This window comes from Deltaproteobacteria bacterium (assembly GCA_013151915.1).
Classification (GTDB): Bacteria; BMS3Abin14; BMS3Abin14; order BMS3Abin14; family BMS3Abin14; genus BMS3ABIN14.
This window is the reverse complement of the sequence record JAADHJ010000005.1, coordinates 1-18,006: the sequence shown is the minus strand read 5'-3', so window position 1 is coordinate 18,006 and position 18,006 is coordinate 1. Positions and strand designations below refer to the sequence as shown.

The window sequence follows — 18,006 nt, the reverse complement described above, 5'->3', positions numbered from 1 at the left end:
ATCCCGGGCGAAGCTGAAAAGGTCGTCACGGCACCCTCCGGCCGCTATGGACACGGCTGGATCTCCGGCTGTTGTTTAACCTCAAAAACACCGGGAAGTTCCCGGTATCTACCTCCCCAGTCAAGACCGTACCCGACGAGAAAACCATTTTCCATCTGAAACCCGACGTAGTCAATATCGGGGGTAAATTCCCGGCGTCCCGGTTTATTGATGAGGGCACACACCCTCAGGGAGGCCGGCCCACGCGCCCGGAGCTCGTTCAGATAATGGGTCAGGGTGCGGCCCGTATCGATGATGTCCTCCACAACGATCACGTGGCGACCCGCCACCGGAGTGGTAATATCCTTGACGACCTTGATTCTGCCCGAGCTGATGGTCCCGTCACCATAGCTGGAGATCTGTGCGAAATCCACCTCGATGGGAATATCCAGGGCCCTCACCAGGTCGGCCAGGAAGATGAATGCCCCTTTAAGGATACCCACAAACAGGGGGAATTCACCATCAAGTTCGCGGCTGATCTGACCGGCCATTTCCCTGACCCGGTCTTCGATCTGTTCCGCGGTCAGAACCAGCCTCAGGTTCTCATTCGTTAAAGCTTCCATCCTCTATATCCCCCTGATTTATTGGTTCATCCGGAACCTGAAGTCTGAAGTCGCGAGTCCAGAGTTAATTTACCACAGGGTAAATTTAAAGATCAGTATTTCTAGATTTTTCTTTGCGGCCCTTTGCGGCAGCGCCTGAGAGTGGCGCCCTCCACCTGTCCTGAACTCGTCGAAGGGCGGCCCTGTGGTTCTGTGCTGCATTAATAAAAGCTAATTCACCACAGTCACGCCGATGGCGTGACTTACAGGTCACACCACAGGGTTACACAGGGTACAATCAAAGATTAGTATTTATTACTTTAAAACCCTGTGGAGCAGCCTCCGAACGGCTGCACTGTGGTGAAATAACCAGGGTCTGGGATCTGGACCTTGGACATTGGACCCTCTTTATCCCGTTGTACACTGCAAAGTAAGGTACGCATTATCCAGGTGGTCTAATTTTCAATTATCCGCGCCAGCCCGTTTGGTGTCAAGAGAAGTGGGGCCGCTCCTCTCTTTTCAAACCCGCACTTTTGTGATAAAAAGAACATAAGCGGTGTTATGACCTTTAAGGAGCGGAGACATGACGGGTGTAAAGGTTCTCATCGTCGACGATGAAGCGGTGATCAGGAGGGGGCTCTGCCGGGTCCTGGAGGGAAGGGGCTATCAGGTGGAGGCATCCGAAAGCGGTTTTGGGGCCATAGAAAAGCTCCAGAAAGCGCCATTTCACATCGTCATCACGGACCTTAAAATGCCGGGAATGGATGGTATCGAGGTCCTGAAGGCCATCAAAATCCTGCAGCCGGATGTGCCGGTTATTATCATCACCGGGTATTCCACCGTGGATACCGCCGTGGAGGCCATGAAAAACGGGGCTTTCGATTATATCTCAAAACCCTTTACACCCGAACAGATCATCGAGATGGTCGAAAAGGCGCTGGAACAGCGAACCGTTCAGATGCAGCGGGCCCATCCCGAGGTGGGGCTTAACCTGAACGGGTTCGAGGTCTTTGTCGGTGAGAGCGAAGCGATGCAGAAAGTGTACACCAGGATCAAGCAGGTCGCTCCCACCGACAGTACGGTTCTTATCACGGGTCAGAGTGGAACCGGGAAGGAACTGGTTGCCAGAGCCATTCAAAAAAACAGCATGCGCTGCAATAAGCCCTTTGTCGCTGTCGATTGCACATCCCTTGTGGAGAACCTTCTGGAGAGCGAGCTGTTCGGCCATGTCAAGGGCTCCTTCACCGGGGCGGTACAGACTAAAACGGGTCTGTTCAAGGTCGCCGACGGAGGAACCCTGTTTCTCGATGAGATCTCCAACATCAGTCTGGCCACCCAGGGCAAACTATTACGGGTCCTCCAGGAGTTTGAAATAACCCCCATCGGGGGGACCGAGCCGATCCCCATTGACATCCGTCTCATAACCGCCACCAACAGGGATCTGGATGAGCTGGTCAATGAGGGGCTTTTCCGAAAGGACCTCTTCTTCAGGCTGAATATCATCCCTATCCACCTTCCTCCGTTGGTTGATCGAAAAGGGGATCTTACCCTTCTCGTCAGCCATTTCCTGAAAAAATTCTCCGCGGAGATCGGCAAGGACATTCACGGGATGTCACCAGCCGCGATGTCCATCCTGACGCGGCATCCTTTCACCGGAAATGTCAGGGAGCTGGAAAATATTATCGAAAGAGCTATCGTCCTCACCAACAGCAAGCTTATCCAACCTGAGGACCTGGAGATTCAGCCCACCATCGACGGTCCTCCTGAATTTATCACCGAACCCGTTCCCCATAGCGCAGAGAGCCTGAAAGAGGCCAAGAGACAGGTCAGGGAAGAAGCGGTCGGGCCCGTTGAACGCGCCTTCCTTCTCCATGCCCTTGAGCGGAACAACTGGAACGTCACCCGGGCCGCGAGGGATGTGGGGATGTTGAGGCCCAACTTTCAGGCAATGTTGAGAAAACAGGGTATTTCCGTGAGAGATCATTCTGGGAAGTAGAGACCTTCCCCCGGCATTTGGACCGGGGGAGCGGAGGAACCGGGCGTGCGTCTGAAACTGATTGTTCAGATCTCGCTGATTACTGGAATCGTCCTTTTTTTCACCTCGGCCCTCTTCGGTTATTTCAATATATCCACCCTCAAGCAGGCCTTCTTCGAGAGCACCGTAATTGACCTCGACCATCTGAGCGAAACCATCCTTAGAACCGTATTTCATCAGATGCTGAAAAATGACAGGAATGAGATCCAGGTTACGATCAGGGAGGTTGGCGAACAGGAGGGGATTGAGCATGTCAGCCTTATCAACAGGGAAGGAAGGGTGGCCTTCTCCACCCGAAAGGCCGAAATCGGCATCATCCCCGACAGGAGAAAGGCTCCGGCCTGCATGGTTTGCCACAACGACGGAATGTCCCGGGAGGATCTCTCCCCCATGGCCCGAAGCAGAATGTTCCGTGACAGTAACGGGAAAAAAGTTCTCGGCCTGATCAAACCCATATATAACAAGAAGGCATGCTGGACGGGTGAATGCCATACCCACTCTAAAGATACGCGTCTTCTGGGCCTTCTGGACATTACTGTTTCCGCCGACCCCATGCTGTCAAAGATCCGCAATTATCGCAACAATACCGTCGTTCAGATCTTTTTTCTGATCCTCTCCATCTCCCTCTGCCTGACCCTGCTCACCCAGAGGCTGATCATCCAGCCGGTTCATACGCTGCTGGAACACACCCGGGCTGTCGGAAGGGGAAAATGGCGTTTCATCGAGTCGGTGCCGGGAGATGAATTGGGGGAGCTCGCAGAGGCGTTCAACGACATGACCCGCAAGCTGAAAAAGGCCCGGGAGGAACGGGAGGAGTGGGCAGCTACCCTGGAGACCCGCGTGGAGGAACGAACGCGCAAGATAAAGGAGATGCAGTCCGTCCTGATCCGCTCGGAAAAGCTCGCGTCCCTCGGAGAACTCGTCGCGGGGATCGCCCACGAGCTCAATAATCCCCTTACCGGAATCATGATCCACGCCCCTCTCATCGCCGAGGATCCACGGCTGGACGATGGTCTGAGAGAGGATTGCCGAACCGTCATCCACGAGGCAAAGCGCTGCTCCAAGATCGTCAAGGAGCTGCTGGACTTCTCCAGGGTCTCCGATCCGCAAAAGGCAATGCAGTCGGTCAACGAGGCCATTGACCGAACCATAGCCCTGGTTGAACACCATGCCGATTTCAACGACATCGATATCATCAAAGAGTATGATCCTGACCTTCCGGATACATTGATGGATGCTTCCCAGATTGAGCAGGTCATCATTAACATGATGGTTAACGCAAGCCAGGCCATGCCGCAGGGGGGAAGGCTGACCATCAGGACGGGGGTAAACACATCAGGTGACCGCATCTACATCCAGATCGAGGACACAGGCTGCGGCATTCCGGAAGAGAACATGGAAAAACTTTTCGACCCCTTTTTCAGCACCAAGGGGCACAAGGGCACCGGTCTGGGCCTTTCGGTTTCCTATGGAATCATCCAGTCCCATGGCGGTGAGATAGAGGTTAACAGCAAGGTAGGCACAGGGACAATTTTAACCATTACTCTACCCATATGAGACCTGGGCGTCCTACTTTTGACAACCTCATAAAAAGTCTCTTCGAGCCTTTTTGGGAGTCCATCACTCTTCCAATAGCGCGAGGATCTCCTTTTCCTTCCTTATGGCTTCACTACAGATGGACCAGACCCGATAGTTCTCAAGGCCGAGAATCGTCAGACCGGCGAAGAACACCGGCCAGAAATTCTCCCGAAGCTCGCCGGCATAGTAGTAGAACAGATAAAATGCCGAAAGGTACCCGATATGCGACCAACCACGGTAGCGAGCGGGACCGGTGTTCATACGGCCCAGTATGAGGGTAAGGGCGGAAAAAGCATAGACGACCAGCGCAATGCTGATGAGGGCGGGGGGAGGGGAAACGCCCAGAAGATGCCGCGTTTTTTCGGATATGGGGGGGAAAAACCGGAAATCAAACACCGCCCCCAGGCTGACCAGGAAAAACAGGGCCATCCACCATATACTGTAACGTATCTGTCTCCGGAGGTAGCTGATTCGATCAAGGATTTCCCTGCGGCGCAAGTCCGGGTTCGGCACACCCCTTCCGGAGCCAAGTGATGACTTTGTCCCTGTTCTCGCCATAAAAGCACTCAGCTCGCCATTTGGCCCGAGGACTTTAAAAGGTGCCTGAGCCCATATCCCCAAGAAACTAACCCGGATTATCCTCCTCTTCTCCTGACATACTATCCTCTTCCCTGATTTTTCTCAATTCCGTTTCAGCAAAATATTTCCCCCTGGCCATGTCAAGATAGGTCCGTGCAAGGGTTTCGACCTCCCTGATTCCTTTTGGAAAATCATCATCCAGACTTCCCCCGGAAACTTTTTTCACATATTCCATCAACTGGCCGATGGGCGCCAGGAGGTTCCGTCTGAGGAGGGCGCTGACCCCGCCCACCGATAATATGAGAACCATTACGCAGAAGATTATCATTCTCCAGCGCAGGGCACGCAGGCTGTCGTCCAGAGGATCGGGCGACAGACCGATATCCAGGGTTCCGAGAATTTTCTGGAAAGGGGGATGAAAATGACAGTCACCCGCGGAACAGCTTGCATCGTTGTAGATCGGGGCGGTGATGGCCAGCACATTGTGGTTCTTTCCATTGACGAAGCGCCTCGCCTGCTGCATGGAACCCAAACGTGCAGTGGGCTCGGGACCGCTGTGACACCCAATACAACCGGCTGTCGTCTTGTCTACGATCTTGTTCAACTCCCCGGGGTCCGAGGAAAACATGATAACCCCCTTTTTGTTGAAGATGCGAAGGTGCTCGACTCCCTTTTGGGATCCAATGCTATCGATAATTCGGTTAAGGGATTCCCGGTTCGACTTCAGCATGGCATAGCGGGTTGAACTGACGACCGTATCGGCAAGGCTGACCTCCATCCGGACCGCGTCCCTCAGAAGATCCCCTTTGATGGAGGAATAAAGAACGAGACTGCATACGATGACAAAGCCGGTAAGGGAAAGCGCAACCGGGACGATGGCTTTGGAAGCAAAGTTGTTGAACATGTCCGGCCCTCCTTTCCGATCTTTCGGTTGTTCTTGATAGGGTCGCAAAAAGTCCAACCCGGGACTTTTTGCGAAGTCATCAACCCCGAGGTGGTCCTGAACTACTCCTGTAAGCCGGCGCCGGGGCCAGGTCAGGCCCGAGTTTCTCTTCCGCCGCCGTCCCATACGCCGCAGACGGTGCTGTCTTCCACGAATACAGGATTGGGAGCCGGTAGAGGATAAAACGATAGACCACTACGAACAGGGTAAACAGTGTTACGGATATGATCAGTTCGAACGGGTGGGGAATTTCCTGATAGAGGTTCCAGTTGAAACTGATCAGGGCGGTATCCAGCCGGTTCATCGCCACACCAAAAACGGTGAGAAAAGCTGTAAACCTGACCAGGCCTACGCTGTTTTTCCTGATGGCGATGGAGAAAAGGATGATGGGAAGCACAACTCCCAGGAACATCTCCAGCATGAACCATGCACCCCACCCGGTGGCCAGATAGGCCCACTCGTTGTCATGGGCAATCCCGATAAGCTTGATAACGAAGTAGGTTACCAGGGCCATGGAGGCGCCTTTGGCCAGGCCGATGGTGATGGGTTCGAGATTCTCCAGAAAATCCCTGCTGCATCGCCAGGCCATGGTCTTTTCCACAATGGTACTCACCGCAATGACCATACAAAGGCCCGCGAAGACCGAAGAACAGAGGAAAAATATCCAGAGAAACTCCTGTGAATACCAAAGAGGGTGCACCTTACCCGGCGCGTAGGTAAAGAGGGCTCCCAAGGCCCCCTGGTGGAGAGTAGACAGAATGATCCCGGCCACGGTCAGCCCGATGGTTCCACTTTTGATAAATCTCTTCGCGTTGGGCCAGTTGATCCATTCAAAAAACGACTCGGAAACTTCCATGATCTGCACCGACAGATAGATCGCGACATGCCACCCGACCAGAAAGAGGACAGCCGCCGTACCCCAGGAAACAAACATGGGATAGTAGAGCCGCCACGGGCGCCCGAGGTCCATCAGGAGGTAAACAACCGCGAAGGAATACCCCATCAACCCGTTGAGAAGCGCCAGATGCAATATGGGTTTGAACTTGCTTTGACCGAACAGTTCCACCGCGGTACCGAGCAGAAACCCGGAGGCGGAAAGCGGGACCATTACGAAAAGCCCAAAACCCAGGAAAAGGCCCCATGGATAATCGTTGGAAGCGTGGGTAACAGCGCCAAGCCCCATCACATACCTGTACAGGATAAGAGGCAGGCCCACGGCGAAGATCAGGGCTATTACCCAATTGAGACGGTTGTGCAGAACCTGCCGGAAATACTCCCTGGGAGAGAACCCCAGCAGCAGTTTCTGCCGGAAGCTCCACACATGACCATCATCCGGATCGTTCAGAGAGTTGATCGGCCTAAAGCCTTTTTCCACAAGACGGTTCATTCTCCGCGGCCCTCCTCCCCATTCTGAGACTCTTTATCCTCCATCTCTCCCTTTCCCCCGGTCGCCAGGAGGTGAAACCCCATAAACAGGGCAGGCCAGATGGCCAGGATCATCGGCACGGTGGAAAGGAAACTCTTTGCGTTGTCCAGGATCGGATAGTGCTGAAGGGTGCTGTCGAAACCTACCTGATCGAAGGAAACGCCGGACAGATACATCCATGACGTACCACCAACCTCCGTTTCTCCGTACACATGGTCCACATACTTCTCGGGTTCCGACCGAATCCGTTCATGGGCGATCTTTATGAGGGTCTTCCGGTGACCGAAAGAAAGGGTCCCAAAGGGGCACGCATCCACGCAGGCGGGCGGCTTTCCATATTTCAGACGGGTGTCGTAGCAGAAAATACATTTCCATATCCTGGGTTCGAAAGCACTGGAGTAGGAGAATGCCGGGATTCGGAAGGGACAGGCGATCATGCAGTTTCTGCATCCAACGCAGAGATCCTGGTTGTAGATGACCGCTCCCTCTTTTGTCTTCGTGTAGGCGTTAACGAAGCATGAGGTCAGACAGGCCGGTTCGTTGCAATGGTTGCACTGGATCTTCCGATAGACCGGTCCGCCCGATCCCTTCGTTTCATACCGGTTGACGACCGTATAGGCGCCCTCATCAGTCCTGCGCTTCTGTGTACCGCCGTGGAAGGTCTGGTCGAAAACCGAGGGATCGTCGAAGGGAAGGTCGGGCTCGGGAAGGCCCTGTTCCCTGTTGCACGCCGCCTCGCAGGTCCGGCAGCCGACGCAGCGTGTCAGGTCCACCAGTACCCCCATCCCCTCCGGGTAACCCCCGAACTCAGCCATGCCCAGGGCGCTTTTGGTGGAGTACAAGGCCAGGGCACCGCCGGCGATGGTCGCCTTGAGGAATCTTCTCCGGCTAATACCACTCATAATGTTCGAGCCCCCTTTCCATGTCGAAAAACGGTCCATTTCCAGGAAATCCTATTCATCCTTCCCCCCGACCCCGCCGCCTGCCGGCGCATACTTGCCGGAATGGTAGAATCTATCGCCTGCATCAGTCCTCTTGTGACAGTCCAGACACCCTGAAGGCGCCCCCTCTTCAACATGGCAGCGGAGGCATTTCATATGATAGGCGCCTTTGAGCCCCGGCATGTCGATATGGTAACGATCCGGATCGGCCCCCATCTCCTTGATATGCTTTGCGGTGAACGGCGCCTTAACGTGGCAATCCCCGCAGGCCACCGAGGATGTCCCCTTACTATCCGAATGGCATCTCGCGCATTGTGGGTCTTCAGTGCCCGTTCCGAACACGTGATGATGGCAGACGGAACAGTCGTCCGCGATGTCCATGTGCATTTCGTGGTCAAAATCCACCCCATAATAAAGATTGGACAGGGAGTCTATAAACACGGATACGGGCGGGTCACCAACAGCGCCGAAAGTCGGAACGGTAAGAAAAAACAGCGCCATGATCATCCCTGCCAGTGCCCATCTCCATCTCCTTTTCATCCGTTCGCCCCTCCTCGCATGTGCGGACATTCTACTTTTCCCGCTTTTGGGCATCCCCACGGTATTTGATGACGCTCCGGTAAAAAATTGGGAACGCTACGAAAAACCCGATGCAGATTAGGTATTCGACGGCCTTGATATAATTGTAGTAATCTACAAGGGTGTGTACCTGCACGACTCTGCCGATGAAATTAAAAAATTCCGTTATCAGATGGGCCATGAAAGATCTCCTTTTCCGCAGTTAATCCCCCACCCGGGTGGATTCGGCCGCCGGGACCTCTTTTCTGGAGCGGCCGGTCACCAAAGCCTTGATGAACCCCAGGAACAGCACAAGGGCCGGGACCAGCTGGGCTACAACGATCAGCGCACAGACACCGATGAAGATCGTGACGAGAATCCCGCTCTTGTAAACCACCGAAGTGTCCACGGCGAATGCCGGGCTGATAGCCGCCAGAATCAACAGGATTGTCGAAAGAATTGTCGAAAGAACCATTTTCATTTTAATCCTCCTTCCTTTCCGTCCTACTCCTGGTGCGTCTCCCCGTTCGGGTTCCCCGGTAGGACCTTTTTGGACAGCCTCCTGTCCGTTGAGTTATCGAACGCGCAGTGGACCACCTGTCTGAGTTCCTCTCTGTCATCGCCGTTAACGGGCTTTAAGGCATGGTAGAAGATCCCCTCCCGACGGAACCTTCGGATGAGGGGCAGGGACTCCTCATTTGATACGAGGATGATGATCAAGTCCCGGTTGCACCTCTTTAAAAGCGGGATAATTTCCCTTGCCGATAATCCGTCGAACTCACTGCCCAACAGGACAACCTTGGCCTCTCTTTTCAGGACATCACGAAGAACGACATCCACGGAATCCGCCTCGATAACCCTGTACTCGCTCCCGCTGAAAAACCCGGCGATCCGTTTGCGAGTCTCCTCGTCCCTATCAGCTATGAGAAGAAGCTGCATGGCCCTTTCCCCCTTCCAGGGAATACCCTGATAGACCATCCAATCAGGAGACGCCGGATTTTCCATTGTCCGTAACTCTCTCATGGTTCTTCGCCTTACCGAAAATAGCCACCAGCATGGACCCGAAAAGGACCAGACTGGGGATCAACTGGAAGGCAACGACGGCCGCGATAAATCCGATAAAAACCCATCCGATGAGGCCGATCCCCCCACTCTCAGTGCCGCTCGCGGCAAAAGCCGAACCGGCATACAGGAGGGCCATCAGCGTGATGATCCAAACCCTGTTTTTCATTGTTCTCACCTCCTCCACATCCATGAAGCCTCCACTTCCCCTTGTTATCCTTCCTCAACGCATAAAACGTTCCAACAGGGGAATGAATCCTATCGGTTTATGTAACCTGCTGTAATTACTCACTTTTATGTGATAAATAAGCAGAAGGAGATTCACTTTATTTCGGCCGGATGTATGTTTTTTTTATACATTTAACCTCAGCCATGGACCGCCGGGGAATATTGAATATCCTAATTATCTGAAAATTAAAGACTTATCCGATGTCCGTTGGGGGTATACTAAAAAAATACCCCCCCATCCCTGCCCGCGCGCCGCGCCCCTTAAGTGGGCGCGTTGATGACTTTTTGCGAAGTCATCAACTTTTGTGGTAAATCTGGTTCATCCTGGAAATGAGTACCTGGATGAGGACCGCACCCCACCATTTGTCATCGCAAACTGTATCTGAGTGAAGCGATCCCGTGACGACCTTTTTGGCTCCGCCCGGGATTGCCATGATAAGATGCATTATTGGAGGACACTGAGGAAACCTTGGATCTTTGGGATAAGGAACGGCGCACTGCGATAGGACACGTTTTTTCACCACAGTGCAGCCGCTTGAAGGCTGCACCGCAGGGTTTTAAAGGAGGATTAGTATAATAAATACCAATCTTTGGTTTTACCCTGTGTAATAACCCTGCCTGACAACCGAAGCTTTACGCGAAGGCTGGTGGTGTGACCTGGGAGTGGTCACGCCCTTCGACAGGCTCAGGACAGGCTGTGGTAAACTGACTTTGGACATTGAGCGTTGGGTGGCGGCTTTACCGGCCTTTCAGGAGATACCGAACACTATGACCAGACAAATCCCGGAAAACATTTTCCTCGAGATGGGTGAGCTGTTGAACTCGAACCTCGATGAGGCGAGTATTCTTCGAACCTTCTGCAACAAGATCCTGTCCCTGTTCGACGCCGAGAGGGTCTCCATCCTTGCGGTGGATCCGCAGGGTAAGAAACTGACCCTTACCGCATGGGCGGGCAGATACCCCGAGGATTTCGGCGGAATCAGTATACCCATCGGAGAGGGGGTTGCAGGTTGGGTTGCGGCAACGGGAGAAAGCTTGCTGGTCCAGGACGCCGCTAAGGACCCTCGGTTTCCTGACCCTTTCCCGGGTCGGTACAGGACCCGGTCCTTCATCAGCGTTCCTCTCAAGAGTCGCGGGAGACTCCTGGGCGTCCTTAGCGTCACGGACACGTCCCGGAATGACGGTTTTTCCGACGAGAACCTCAGCATTATCAAACCCCTCGCCCTGCAGGTTGGCATGGGGATGGAAAACCTTCTCTTAAAAGACAATATAGATTCTGTGGACGTAGGGTTATCCGCCCTCATATCATCTATTCGGAGCCTCAACACGGATGTCATCGACATGGAGAACGGGTTGATTCCGACCCTTATAAGAGGAGTTGAATCGACACTCAGCCCGCAATTTCACATCGTTCTTATGGGTGAGATGGGATCCAACCGGGCCTGGGTGGGACGTTCTTCAAAAAATGGCTTGTCCGAGGTATCGGTCATGGATTATTCCTCCGGCTTCAGGCTGTATCAATCTCTTTCGGCCCTGCCGCTTAGCTCCCCAATGCCGGACCATCCCCACCTCAGGGAACTTGGGATCGAGTGGGATCTGGTTCTGGAGGGAAAGTTGAATCTCGTCAGGAACATCCTTCCTCCCAGGCCCAACTTCTTTGGGATAAGCCTGGGGGCGATTCTCGACATGGATTTGAAAACCATCGGCCTCCTGCGCGATTTTCAGAACATCATTATCCGGTTCGGAGGCCTCGTTATGGAGGGGATCTTCGACAGGTCACAGATTCGAAAGCTGGACCACCTGAAAACCGAACTCATATCCACCGTCTCCCACGAACTCAGAACCCCGTTGACCTCCATCCAGGGTTTTTCGGAGTTGGTTCTTCGTGGTGACGGTATTCCCGATCCGCAGCGGCGGTATCTATCTATCATTAACAATGAAAGTCAAAGACTCAACCGCCTCATCAACGATTTTCTGGATCTGGCCCGTCTGGAATCGGGGCAGTTGAACCTCGTCAAGGAACCCATGGATCCGGTGCAGGTCGTGGAGGGCGCGGCCAGGCTGCTTAAACCTCAGGCGGAAGCGGGAAAAGCTTTCATACGCCTCAACTGCCAGCAGAATCTGCCCCTTCTCATCGCTGATCGGGACCGGATCGAACAGGTCCTTGTCAACCTCGTAAGCAACGCCATCCGGCATGGCGGCCCCGAAGTCCATATCGACATCACGGTTCAGAAACATGACGGCAATACGGTGTTCGAGGTAAAGGACGACGGGCCCGGCATTCCGGAGGAGGAGCACGACCTGATTTTCACCCGTTTCTACCGGGGGATTCTCGGTAGAGACGATGATGAGGAAGCCGACGTGGATAAGGGAACCGGGCTTGGCCTGGCCCTGACAAAGGAGATCGTTGAACAACACGGGGGAACGATCTCCATGGAAAGCGTTCCCAACGAGAGGACGCTTTTCCGGTTTTCCCTGCCTACAAGGGGACTCATGCGTCCTCAAAGGGGCATCGTCGCCTGGGATCCGGGAGACGAAGGCTTTTCCATTGATCTGGCAGGGAGACTCTCGGAAGGAAAGACGGTCGGGGTATTGACCATCCATGTTAATCCGAATATTCCAAACAGTGAACCTGAGGTAGAGTTTTCGGTGGAAAGGCTCGAGGAGATTGAGGAACTCATCACTTCAACCCTTCGGAACTGCGGCATGGATGATGATTTCATCCAGAGCAGACCACAGGCGGAATTCGTTGTCCTCACCTACGCCTCGATGGTGGATAAGTATGCGGGATGTCTTCTCAAGGCCTTCACCGGGCGTTTCGGTGATCTGTACGAGCTGGCCATCGGCGCATCCATTTCGGAGGGAATGGATGAGAAGAAGAACGGGGATCTCCTGAAGCTTTCCAGACAGGCGTGTCTTTTCGTCGAGAGAGACCGGGGGACCGGATATCTGAAAAACCGGAGGATGTAATAGCGGATTTCAAACCTGGGACCTGGTACCTGAAACTTTTACCAAGGGAGACAATCGTTTATGAGTGAAGCCGCGGTCTGGACGCAGACCCCGGCTAACGCTGATCTTTTGACAACAACTGTCAGGCGCTTTCGTAGTTTGACACCTCAATCAGGTTCATGTCTGGATCACGAAAATATACAGAAACAATTGGTCCCATTGCGCCGGTCCGTTTTACTGGACCATCAATTATTTCTACGCCACAAGATTGTAAGTGACCGATTACTTCTTTGAGAGATGTAGATGTGATAAAGCATAAATCTGCTGAACCGGAAGTCGGCTGTTCGGCTTTTGGCTCAAATTCATTTCCTTTTTCATGAAGATTTATTTTTTGTTTGCCAAAAATCAACGCCTTCCTGCCTGCTCCAAACGTGATGACTCTCATGCCCATTATTTCTTCATAGAACGAGCAGGTCTCATCTATATCTTTTACCGTCAACACTAAGTGGTCCAATCTTTCAATATTCATCCTTTACCCCTTAAACGCCTCAATTAAAGAGAAACGCTCATCATTCACAATGATCCGCACCTCAGAAAAACCGGCGGCTTCCAGGCCCTTCTTTATCTCGGCGAAGGTGTAGGCATTACCGCCGTGGGTGTTAACCAACATATTCACCGCAAATATCGCCGCGGGCAGGGGCCGGGTGCGGTCAGGCCCGAGGATGAAATCGCTTATCACCACGCGGCCGCCCGGGTTTAAAGACCGGTAGACCTTTTCATAAAGCTTTTCGTTCTCATCGTGCCTGTTCTGGTGGATGATGGCGGACAAAAGCGCCAGGTCGTGACCGCCGGGGAATTCGTCCTCGTAAAAATTCCCGGCAACGAGATCGACCCTGTCCAGCAGCCCCTCCTCTTTCATACGTTCCCGGGCAAGCTCGATAACCTCGGGCAGGTCGAAGATGGTGGCGGTTATTTCCGGAACCGCCCGCAGGAAAGCGACGGTGTACGACCCCGAACCGCCGCCGATGTCGATAAGCGACCGGGTAGCCCCCGGGTCGATAACCTGTACCATCTCGTCGGCTTCTCTTACGGCCCGCACGTGCATGGCGCCGATGAACGCCCTGGTGTATTCGCCCGGAGGTCGATCGGGCTTTTTGGCCGGGCCGCCCTCACGCACGATATCGGTTAGCTGTGTCCAGGTCTGCCACAAATGCACCGAGTGTCTTACAGACGGAAGAATGGAATCGGAGGAGTTATCGGACAGAAATCTTGCCGCCGACGGTTCGGTGCGGTAAAGGCCGGCATCCTTTACAAGGAACCCAAGGCCGGCCAGGGCGTCGAGCAGGATGGTGGTAGCCCGAAAGTCGGACTCTAACCGGGCGGTGATCTCTTCGGCGGAAAGCGCCTCACCATCGAGGAGGGTGAAGAGGTCCAGTTCCACCCCGGTGAGGATGATGCGACTCCTGGTGAATGCCCTTATGGACTGGTTAATGGATTGAATGGTGTGGTCGGTCATGTCGATCCACCTTTTTATGTTGGCGTCTGCTTTTCCACGATTGAACTCTAATGAAGGTTCATCCTGAAAATGAGTACCTGGATGAGGACCATACCCCAGCATTTGTCATCGCGCCTGTCCCGCCATAGCTCGAAGAGCGACGGCGGAAGCTGTAACCCATGCGACCTGTCCGCCATAGCCCGTAGGGCGANNNCCCATAGCGGCCGGAGGGCGCCGTGACGACCTTTGCAGCTCCGCCTGGGATTGCCGCGCCTACGGTTTCACTCGGGCTCGCAATGACAGCAAAATAATAAAGGTACGCATTAACCGGATGAACTCTATTTAAAGGAACATACGGCCAAAAAACAGGAGAAGAATCCACACGGAGATGAAGACGAACAATAGCGTGTTGAATGTCTTCTGCAGGTTGATCTGCTTCTCCAGATCCGGGTCGTTCAGCTTTCTATAGGCTCCATCCCTGAAAAATTGCCTCACTTTGAGGTTGCTCGCTTTGTTTGTGCTGAAAATACGGGGACGGCCAAGGGATTCAAAGAGCTTGGGGTACTTCGTCTTGAGGGTATTTAAATTTTTCATATACAACAGGATGCTTGTCATCCACCCCAGCAACAGGACTCCAAGTACGGCAAAAAATACAACATGTTCGATTCCCATGGGAAAAGCGCTCACATTAATCCTCCCCTTTGGTTTTCCAATTGTGCCATAGTAGCAGATGAACTATGGTGAAACGACGGAAATTTTAAGGGGAAACGACATGGATTTCAAGGACCATACGATACTCGGCCGTACGGGACTTTCGGTCAGCCGTCTTGGAATCGCGGCCTCTTACGGGGCTCCCGATCCGGCCATCGAGATGGCTTTTCACGAGTATGGGATTAACTTCCTCTACTGGGGATCCAGGCGCAAAACCGGCATGCGGGACGCCATTTTAAACCTGAAGGGAAGTTACCGTGACAAACTGGTCATTGCCTTTCAGAGCTACGACAAATCGGGCCTTTTCATGCGCCGGTTCCACGAAAAAGGCCTGCGTACCCTGGGGATCGACTGTGCCGACCTGCTCATCCTGGGCTGGATGATGGGTATTCCGCAGGGCCGGATGCTTGAGACGGCCATGCGATTGAAAGAGGAGGGCAAGGTCAGGTACCTGGCCATCTCCTCCCACAACCGATCGTTGGTAGGGGATCTGATCCGACGGAGGGATTTCCCCATTGACATATATATGATCCGCTACAACGCCGCCCACCGAGGTGCCGAGACCGATATCTTTTCCCATATCCCGACTGAGGACCCGCCGGGCCTCATGTCGTACACCGCCACAAGGTGGGGCCGTCTTCTGGAGCCGAAGAAGATGCCGCCCGGGGAACATCCCATGACCGCGGCGGAATGCTACCGTTTCGTCCTCACAGATCCCCATGTGAACCTTTGCATGATGGGACCGAGAACCGCCTTGGAAATGGAGCAGGGGTTAACAGCCCTGGAAGGGGGGCCGCTGTCGACCGAGGAGATGGAAAGGGCCAGGTGGATCGGCGATTTCGTACATGGGTAGGCTTGGAAGATTACATCCTCACTCGTACCTCAGAATCTCCGCCGTGTGGAGCCGTGACGCCCTCCACGCCGGGTAAACCGTGGACAGATAGCTGATGGCCATGGCGCATCCACCGATGATCAGGACCTCTACGAGGCGCACCTTAACGGGCAGGGTGCTCAAGTAATAGACGCTCCTGGGAAGATCCACGAATTTGTATCGGGCCAGGGCCCAACACAGGCCTGTACCGACAACAATCCCAAGGAGGGTCCCGGCAGTCCCGATGAGAAGCCCCTCCATGCGGAATATCCTTCCGATGGACCGGCGGGTGGCGCCCATGGCGATGAGAATGGCTATCTCCCTTCCCTTTTCCATGACCACCATGATCAGGGTTCCAACTATATTGAATGCCGCCACCAGGACAATGAGAAGAAGGATAATGAAGAGCGTAAACTTCTGGATCCTGAGGGCGGCGAAGAGGTTCCGGTTCAGGCTTTTCCAGTCTCGAACCCAGAGGGAATACCCCAGGGCCCCCTGGAGATCTTGAGCAATCTGCCGGGCCTTCCGGACATCGTCAACCTTCACCGCGACACCTGTGACCGAGTCACCCATATCGAAGAAAGACTGAGCGGATTTCAGGTTAATCAGGACCATTCCCATGTCGTAATCGTACATACCGGTTTCAAACAGACCGGTAATGGTAAAACGGCTCATAACCGGAATCATTCCAAACGGCGAAGCAACCTGGGACGGGGATATAAGGGTTACCTCATCTCCAACCTTCAGGCCTTTCTCGTCGGCCAGGTCCTTTCCCACAAATACCGCCTTGCCCTTCAGGTCCCCGAACCGTCCCTGCGCCATCTCGCCCACGACCCCGGTCACATCGGCCTCGCGTTGGGGGTCCACCCCTTTCACCGCTATTCCGACGGTCCCACCTTTCGTCTTGAGGAGGGCCTGTCCGAGAACATAGGGAGACGCGGCGACGGCATGTGGGTTTTTCATAACCTTTCCAATGATATCCTCATACCCCTCAACTCCGACACCGTCGCCCTGAATAAGGATGTGGGATGTTGTGCTCAGGATCATGTCCAGCATTGATCCGGTGTACCCGGACATTACGGACGTCACCACAATCAAGGTCCCCACGCCCAGGGCGATACCCAGGATGGAAACAGCGGTAATTGTGGACACCAGCGTATTGCGCCTGCGGGATCTCAGGTGGCGAAAGGCAACCATTGCCTCGAAAGACGGTCTCATGATTCCCGCTCCCTCACCCTGGACATCCACATCACTTGGATTGCCATCAATTTCCTCACCGCGCTTCGCCTTCTCTATCTTGTCCTTCGTCCTTCACACCACCCTCACAAAAAGATCCAAACAAGTACCGGAGCCACGAATATCCCGGGCAACAGGTTCCCTACCGGAAGCTTCTTTATTTTCAGAAGATCCAACCCGATGCCTACGATCAGAAGCCCCCCCACGGCGTTCATCTCCGCGATCACCGGATCGGTCAGCAGAAACTGGACGGACCCGGCCGCCATAGTGATCAACCCTTGATATATCAGAACAGGAAGCACGGAAAAGATGACCCCGATGCCCAGTGTGGACGCCAAAGCCACGGAGGCCACGCCGTCCAAAGCCGACTTGGCATACAGGATGGAGGGACCACCTCCAAGCCCTTCCTGGATTGCTCCCATGATGGCCATGGCACCCACACAGTAAAGGAGGCTGGCCGTCACAAAGGCTTCCGCGACGTTCCCCGCGCCCGAGAACCTTTTCTGCAGGCGCTGCCCCACCCTTTCCATGGTCGCCTCAATATGAACCACTTCCCCGATAATACCCCCGAGGATTATGCTGCCGATGAGGATAAGGGGCTGCCTTGTCTGAAAGGCCAGCTGAAAACCGATAAGAAGAACCGCCAACCCCAGCCCGGAGATGACTGTCCCCCTCACCTTTTCCGACAGGAGGTGCCCGAGGTATCGCCCCAGGATGGCTCCCACGATGATGGCGAAAACGTTTACAAGCGTTCCTTGAAGTGGCATTTCGCTCCAGTCCAGGGTATTAAATCCGAAGTTACAGAGTCCAGAG

The 18,006-nt window shown here is 54.0% G+C and carries 19 protein-coding genes; 4 read left to right on the top strand and 15 right to left on the bottom strand.

Annotated elements, in window-relative coordinates:
* Window positions 1–44: 44 nt before the first annotated feature.
* A complete protein-coding gene (gene hpt, locus GXP52_00915) occupies window positions 45–602 on the bottom strand; it encodes a hypoxanthine phosphoribosyltransferase (protein NOY85845.1) in 558 nt (185 codons plus the stop codon).
* A 562-nt stretch (window positions 603–1,164) separates the two neighbouring features.
* On the opposite strand from hpt, the gene GXP52_00910 reads away from it, so the two are divergent.
* Together GXP52_00910 and GXP52_00905 are read left to right on the top strand one after the other, a co-directional pair.
* Entirely contained in the window at window positions 1,165–2,577 is a 1,413-nt protein-coding gene (locus GXP52_00910) for a sigma-54-dependent Fis family transcriptional regulator (protein NOY85844.1), read from the top strand.
* A gap of 45 nt (window positions 2,578–2,622) precedes the next feature.
* Window positions 2,623–4,173 (top strand): HAMP domain-containing protein, encoded by a 1,551-nt coding sequence (locus GXP52_00905; protein ID NOY85843.1) that lies wholly within the window; start codon window positions 2,623–2,625, stop codon window positions 4,171–4,173.
* Window positions 4,174–4,236: 63 nt separating this feature from the next.
* Here the strand turns inward: GXP52_00905 and GXP52_00900 are convergent, their stop codons facing one another.
* The 9 genes from GXP52_00900 to GXP52_00860 all read right to left on the bottom strand — a co-directional run bounded on the left by GXP52_00900 (window position 4,237) and on the right by GXP52_00860 (window position 9,872).
* The gene (locus GXP52_00900) at window positions 4,237–4,752 is read right to left on the bottom strand and encodes a menaquinol oxidoreductase (protein NOY85842.1); all 516 of its coding nucleotides are present in this window, start codon (window positions 4,750–4,752) and stop codon (window positions 4,237–4,239) included.
* Window positions 4,753–4,819: 67 nt separating this feature from the next.
* Window positions 4,820–5,677, bottom strand: coding sequence for a HAMP domain-containing protein (locus GXP52_00895; GenBank protein ID NOY85841.1), 858 nt, complete (start codon window positions 5,675–5,677; stop codon window positions 4,820–4,822).
* 79 nt (window positions 5,678–5,756) lie between these two features.
* Entirely contained in the window at window positions 5,757–7,103 is a 1,347-nt protein-coding gene (gene nrfD, locus GXP52_00890) for a polysulfide reductase NrfD (GenBank protein NOY85840.1), read from the bottom strand.
* Window positions 7,100–8,035: a 4Fe-4S dicluster domain-containing protein gene (locus GXP52_00885; GenBank protein NOY85839.1), complete on the bottom strand. Its 936-nt coding sequence runs from the start codon at window positions 8,033–8,035 to the stop codon at window positions 7,100–7,102. The genes nrfD and GXP52_00885 overlap by 4 nt, the downstream gene beginning before the upstream one ends.
* Before the next feature lie 60 nt (window positions 8,036–8,095).
* Complete coding sequence (locus tag GXP52_00880) at window positions 8,096–8,623, bottom strand: cytochrome c3 family protein (protein NOY85838.1); 528 nt, start codon at window positions 8,621–8,623, stop codon at window positions 8,096–8,098.
* 31 nt (window positions 8,624–8,654) lie between these two features.
* Window positions 8,655–8,843 (bottom strand): hypothetical protein, encoded by a 189-nt coding sequence (locus tag GXP52_00875; protein NOY85837.1) that lies wholly within the window; start codon window positions 8,841–8,843, stop codon window positions 8,655–8,657.
* Window positions 8,844–8,864: 21 nt separating this feature from the next.
* On the bottom strand, window positions 8,865–9,122 hold the full coding sequence (locus GXP52_00870; protein ID NOY85836.1) for a hypothetical protein: 258 nt from the start codon (window positions 9,120–9,122) through the stop codon (window positions 8,865–8,867).
* Between the two features lie 23 nt (window positions 9,123–9,145).
* Window positions 9,146–9,580, bottom strand: coding sequence for a response regulator (locus tag GXP52_00865; GenBank protein NOY85835.1), 435 nt, complete (start codon window positions 9,578–9,580; stop codon window positions 9,146–9,148).
* Window positions 9,581–9,623: 43 nt separating this feature from the next.
* Complete coding sequence (locus tag GXP52_00860; GenBank protein ID NOY85834.1) at window positions 9,624–9,872, bottom strand: hypothetical protein; 249 nt, start codon at window positions 9,870–9,872, stop codon at window positions 9,624–9,626.
* 827 nt (window positions 9,873–10,699) lie between these two features.
* Between GXP52_00860 and GXP52_00855 the strand changes: the two genes are divergently transcribed.
* Entirely contained in the window at window positions 10,700–12,901 is a 2,202-nt protein-coding gene (locus GXP52_00855) for a GAF domain-containing sensor histidine kinase (protein ID NOY85833.1), read from the top strand.
* Between the two features lie 121 nt (window positions 12,902–13,022).
* Here the strand turns inward: GXP52_00855 and GXP52_00850 are convergent, their stop codons facing one another.
* The 3 genes from GXP52_00850 to GXP52_00840 form a co-directional block, all read right to left on the bottom strand.
* A complete protein-coding gene (locus tag GXP52_00850) occupies window positions 13,023–13,409 on the bottom strand; it encodes a VOC family protein (protein NOY85832.1) in 387 nt (128 codons plus the stop codon).
* Between the two features lie 3 nt (window positions 13,410–13,412).
* Window positions 13,413–14,396, bottom strand: a complete 984-nt coding sequence (locus GXP52_00845; GenBank protein NOY85831.1) for a methyltransferase domain-containing protein — start codon at window positions 14,394–14,396, stop codon at window positions 13,413–13,415.
* Window positions 14,397–14,717: 321 nt separating this feature from the next.
* A complete protein-coding gene (locus tag GXP52_00840) occupies window positions 14,718–15,062 on the bottom strand; it encodes a hypothetical protein (GenBank protein ID NOY85830.1) in 345 nt (114 codons plus the stop codon).
* 85 nt (window positions 15,063–15,147) lie between these two features.
* On the opposite strand from GXP52_00840, the gene GXP52_00835 reads away from it, so the two are divergent.
* Window positions 15,148–15,939 (top strand): aldo/keto reductase, encoded by a 792-nt coding sequence (locus GXP52_00835; GenBank protein NOY85829.1) that lies wholly within the window; start codon window positions 15,148–15,150, stop codon window positions 15,937–15,939.
* An 18-nt stretch (window positions 15,940–15,957) separates the two neighbouring features.
* Here the strand turns inward: GXP52_00835 and GXP52_00830 are convergent, their stop codons facing one another.
* Both GXP52_00830 and GXP52_00825 read right to left on the bottom strand, forming a co-directional pair.
* Complete coding sequence (locus GXP52_00830; protein NOY85828.1) at window positions 15,958–17,175, bottom strand: lipoprotein-releasing ABC transporter permease subunit; 1,218 nt, start codon at window positions 17,173–17,175, stop codon at window positions 15,958–15,960.
* 104 nt (window positions 17,176–17,279) lie between these two features.
* Window positions 17,280–17,960 (bottom strand): DUF554 domain-containing protein, encoded by a 681-nt coding sequence (locus GXP52_00825; protein NOY85827.1) that lies wholly within the window; start codon window positions 17,958–17,960, stop codon window positions 17,280–17,282.
* Window positions 17,961–18,006: the final 46 nt, after the last annotated feature.

Excerpts from the sequence above, each read along its gene's own strand:
- hpt (NOY85845.1), bottom strand. The coding sequence starts at position 602 with ATGGAAGCTTTAACGAATGAGAACCTGAGGCTGGTTCTGACCGCGGAA.
- GXP52_00910 (NOY85844.1), top strand. The coding sequence starts at position 1,165 with ATGACGGGTGTAAAGGTTCTCATCGTCGACGATGAAGCGGTGATCAGG.
- GXP52_00900 (NOY85842.1), bottom strand. The coding sequence starts at position 4,752 with ATGGCGAGAACAGGGACAAAGTCATCACTTGGCTCCGGAAGGGGTGTG.
- GXP52_00895 (NOY85841.1), bottom strand. The coding sequence starts at position 5,677 with ATGTTCAACAACTTTGCTTCCAAAGCCATCGTCCCGGTTGCGCTTTCC.
- nrfD (NOY85840.1), bottom strand. The coding sequence starts at position 7,103 with ATGAACCGTCTTGTGGAAAAAGGCTTTAGGCCGATCAACTCTCTGAAC.
- GXP52_00880 (NOY85838.1), bottom strand. The coding sequence starts at position 8,623 with ATGAAAAGGAGATGGAGATGGGCACTGGCAGGGATGATCATGGCGCTG.
- GXP52_00875 (NOY85837.1), bottom strand. The coding sequence starts at position 8,843 with ATGGCCCATCTGATAACGGAATTTTTTAATTTCATCGGCAGAGTCGTG.
- GXP52_00870 (NOY85836.1), bottom strand. The coding sequence starts at position 9,122 with ATGAAAATGGTTCTTTCGACAATTCTTTCGACAATCCTGTTGATTCTG.
- GXP52_00865 (NOY85835.1), bottom strand. The coding sequence starts at position 9,580 with ATGCAGCTTCTTCTCATAGCTGATAGGGACGAGGAGACTCGCAAACGG.
- GXP52_00860 (NOY85834.1), bottom strand. The coding sequence starts at position 9,872 with ATGAAAAACAGGGTTTGGATCATCACGCTGATGGCCCTCCTGTATGCC.
- GXP52_00855 (NOY85833.1), top strand. The coding sequence starts at position 10,700 with ATGACCAGACAAATCCCGGAAAACATTTTCCTCGAGATGGGTGAGCTG.
- GXP52_00850 (NOY85832.1), bottom strand. The coding sequence starts at position 13,409 with ATGAATATTGAAAGATTGGACCACTTAGTGTTGACGGTAAAAGATATA.
- GXP52_00845 (NOY85831.1), bottom strand. The coding sequence starts at position 14,396 with ATGACCGACCACACCATTCAATCCATTAACCAGTCCATAAGGGCATTC.
- GXP52_00835 (NOY85829.1), top strand. The coding sequence starts at position 15,148 with ATGGATTTCAAGGACCATACGATACTCGGCCGTACGGGACTTTCGGTC.
- GXP52_00830 (NOY85828.1), bottom strand. The coding sequence starts at position 17,175 with ATGAGACCGTCTTTCGAGGCAATGGTTGCCTTTCGCCACCTGAGATCC.
- GXP52_00825 (NOY85827.1), bottom strand. The coding sequence starts at position 17,960 with ATGCCACTTCAAGGAACGCTTGTAAACGTTTTCGCCATCATCGTGGGA.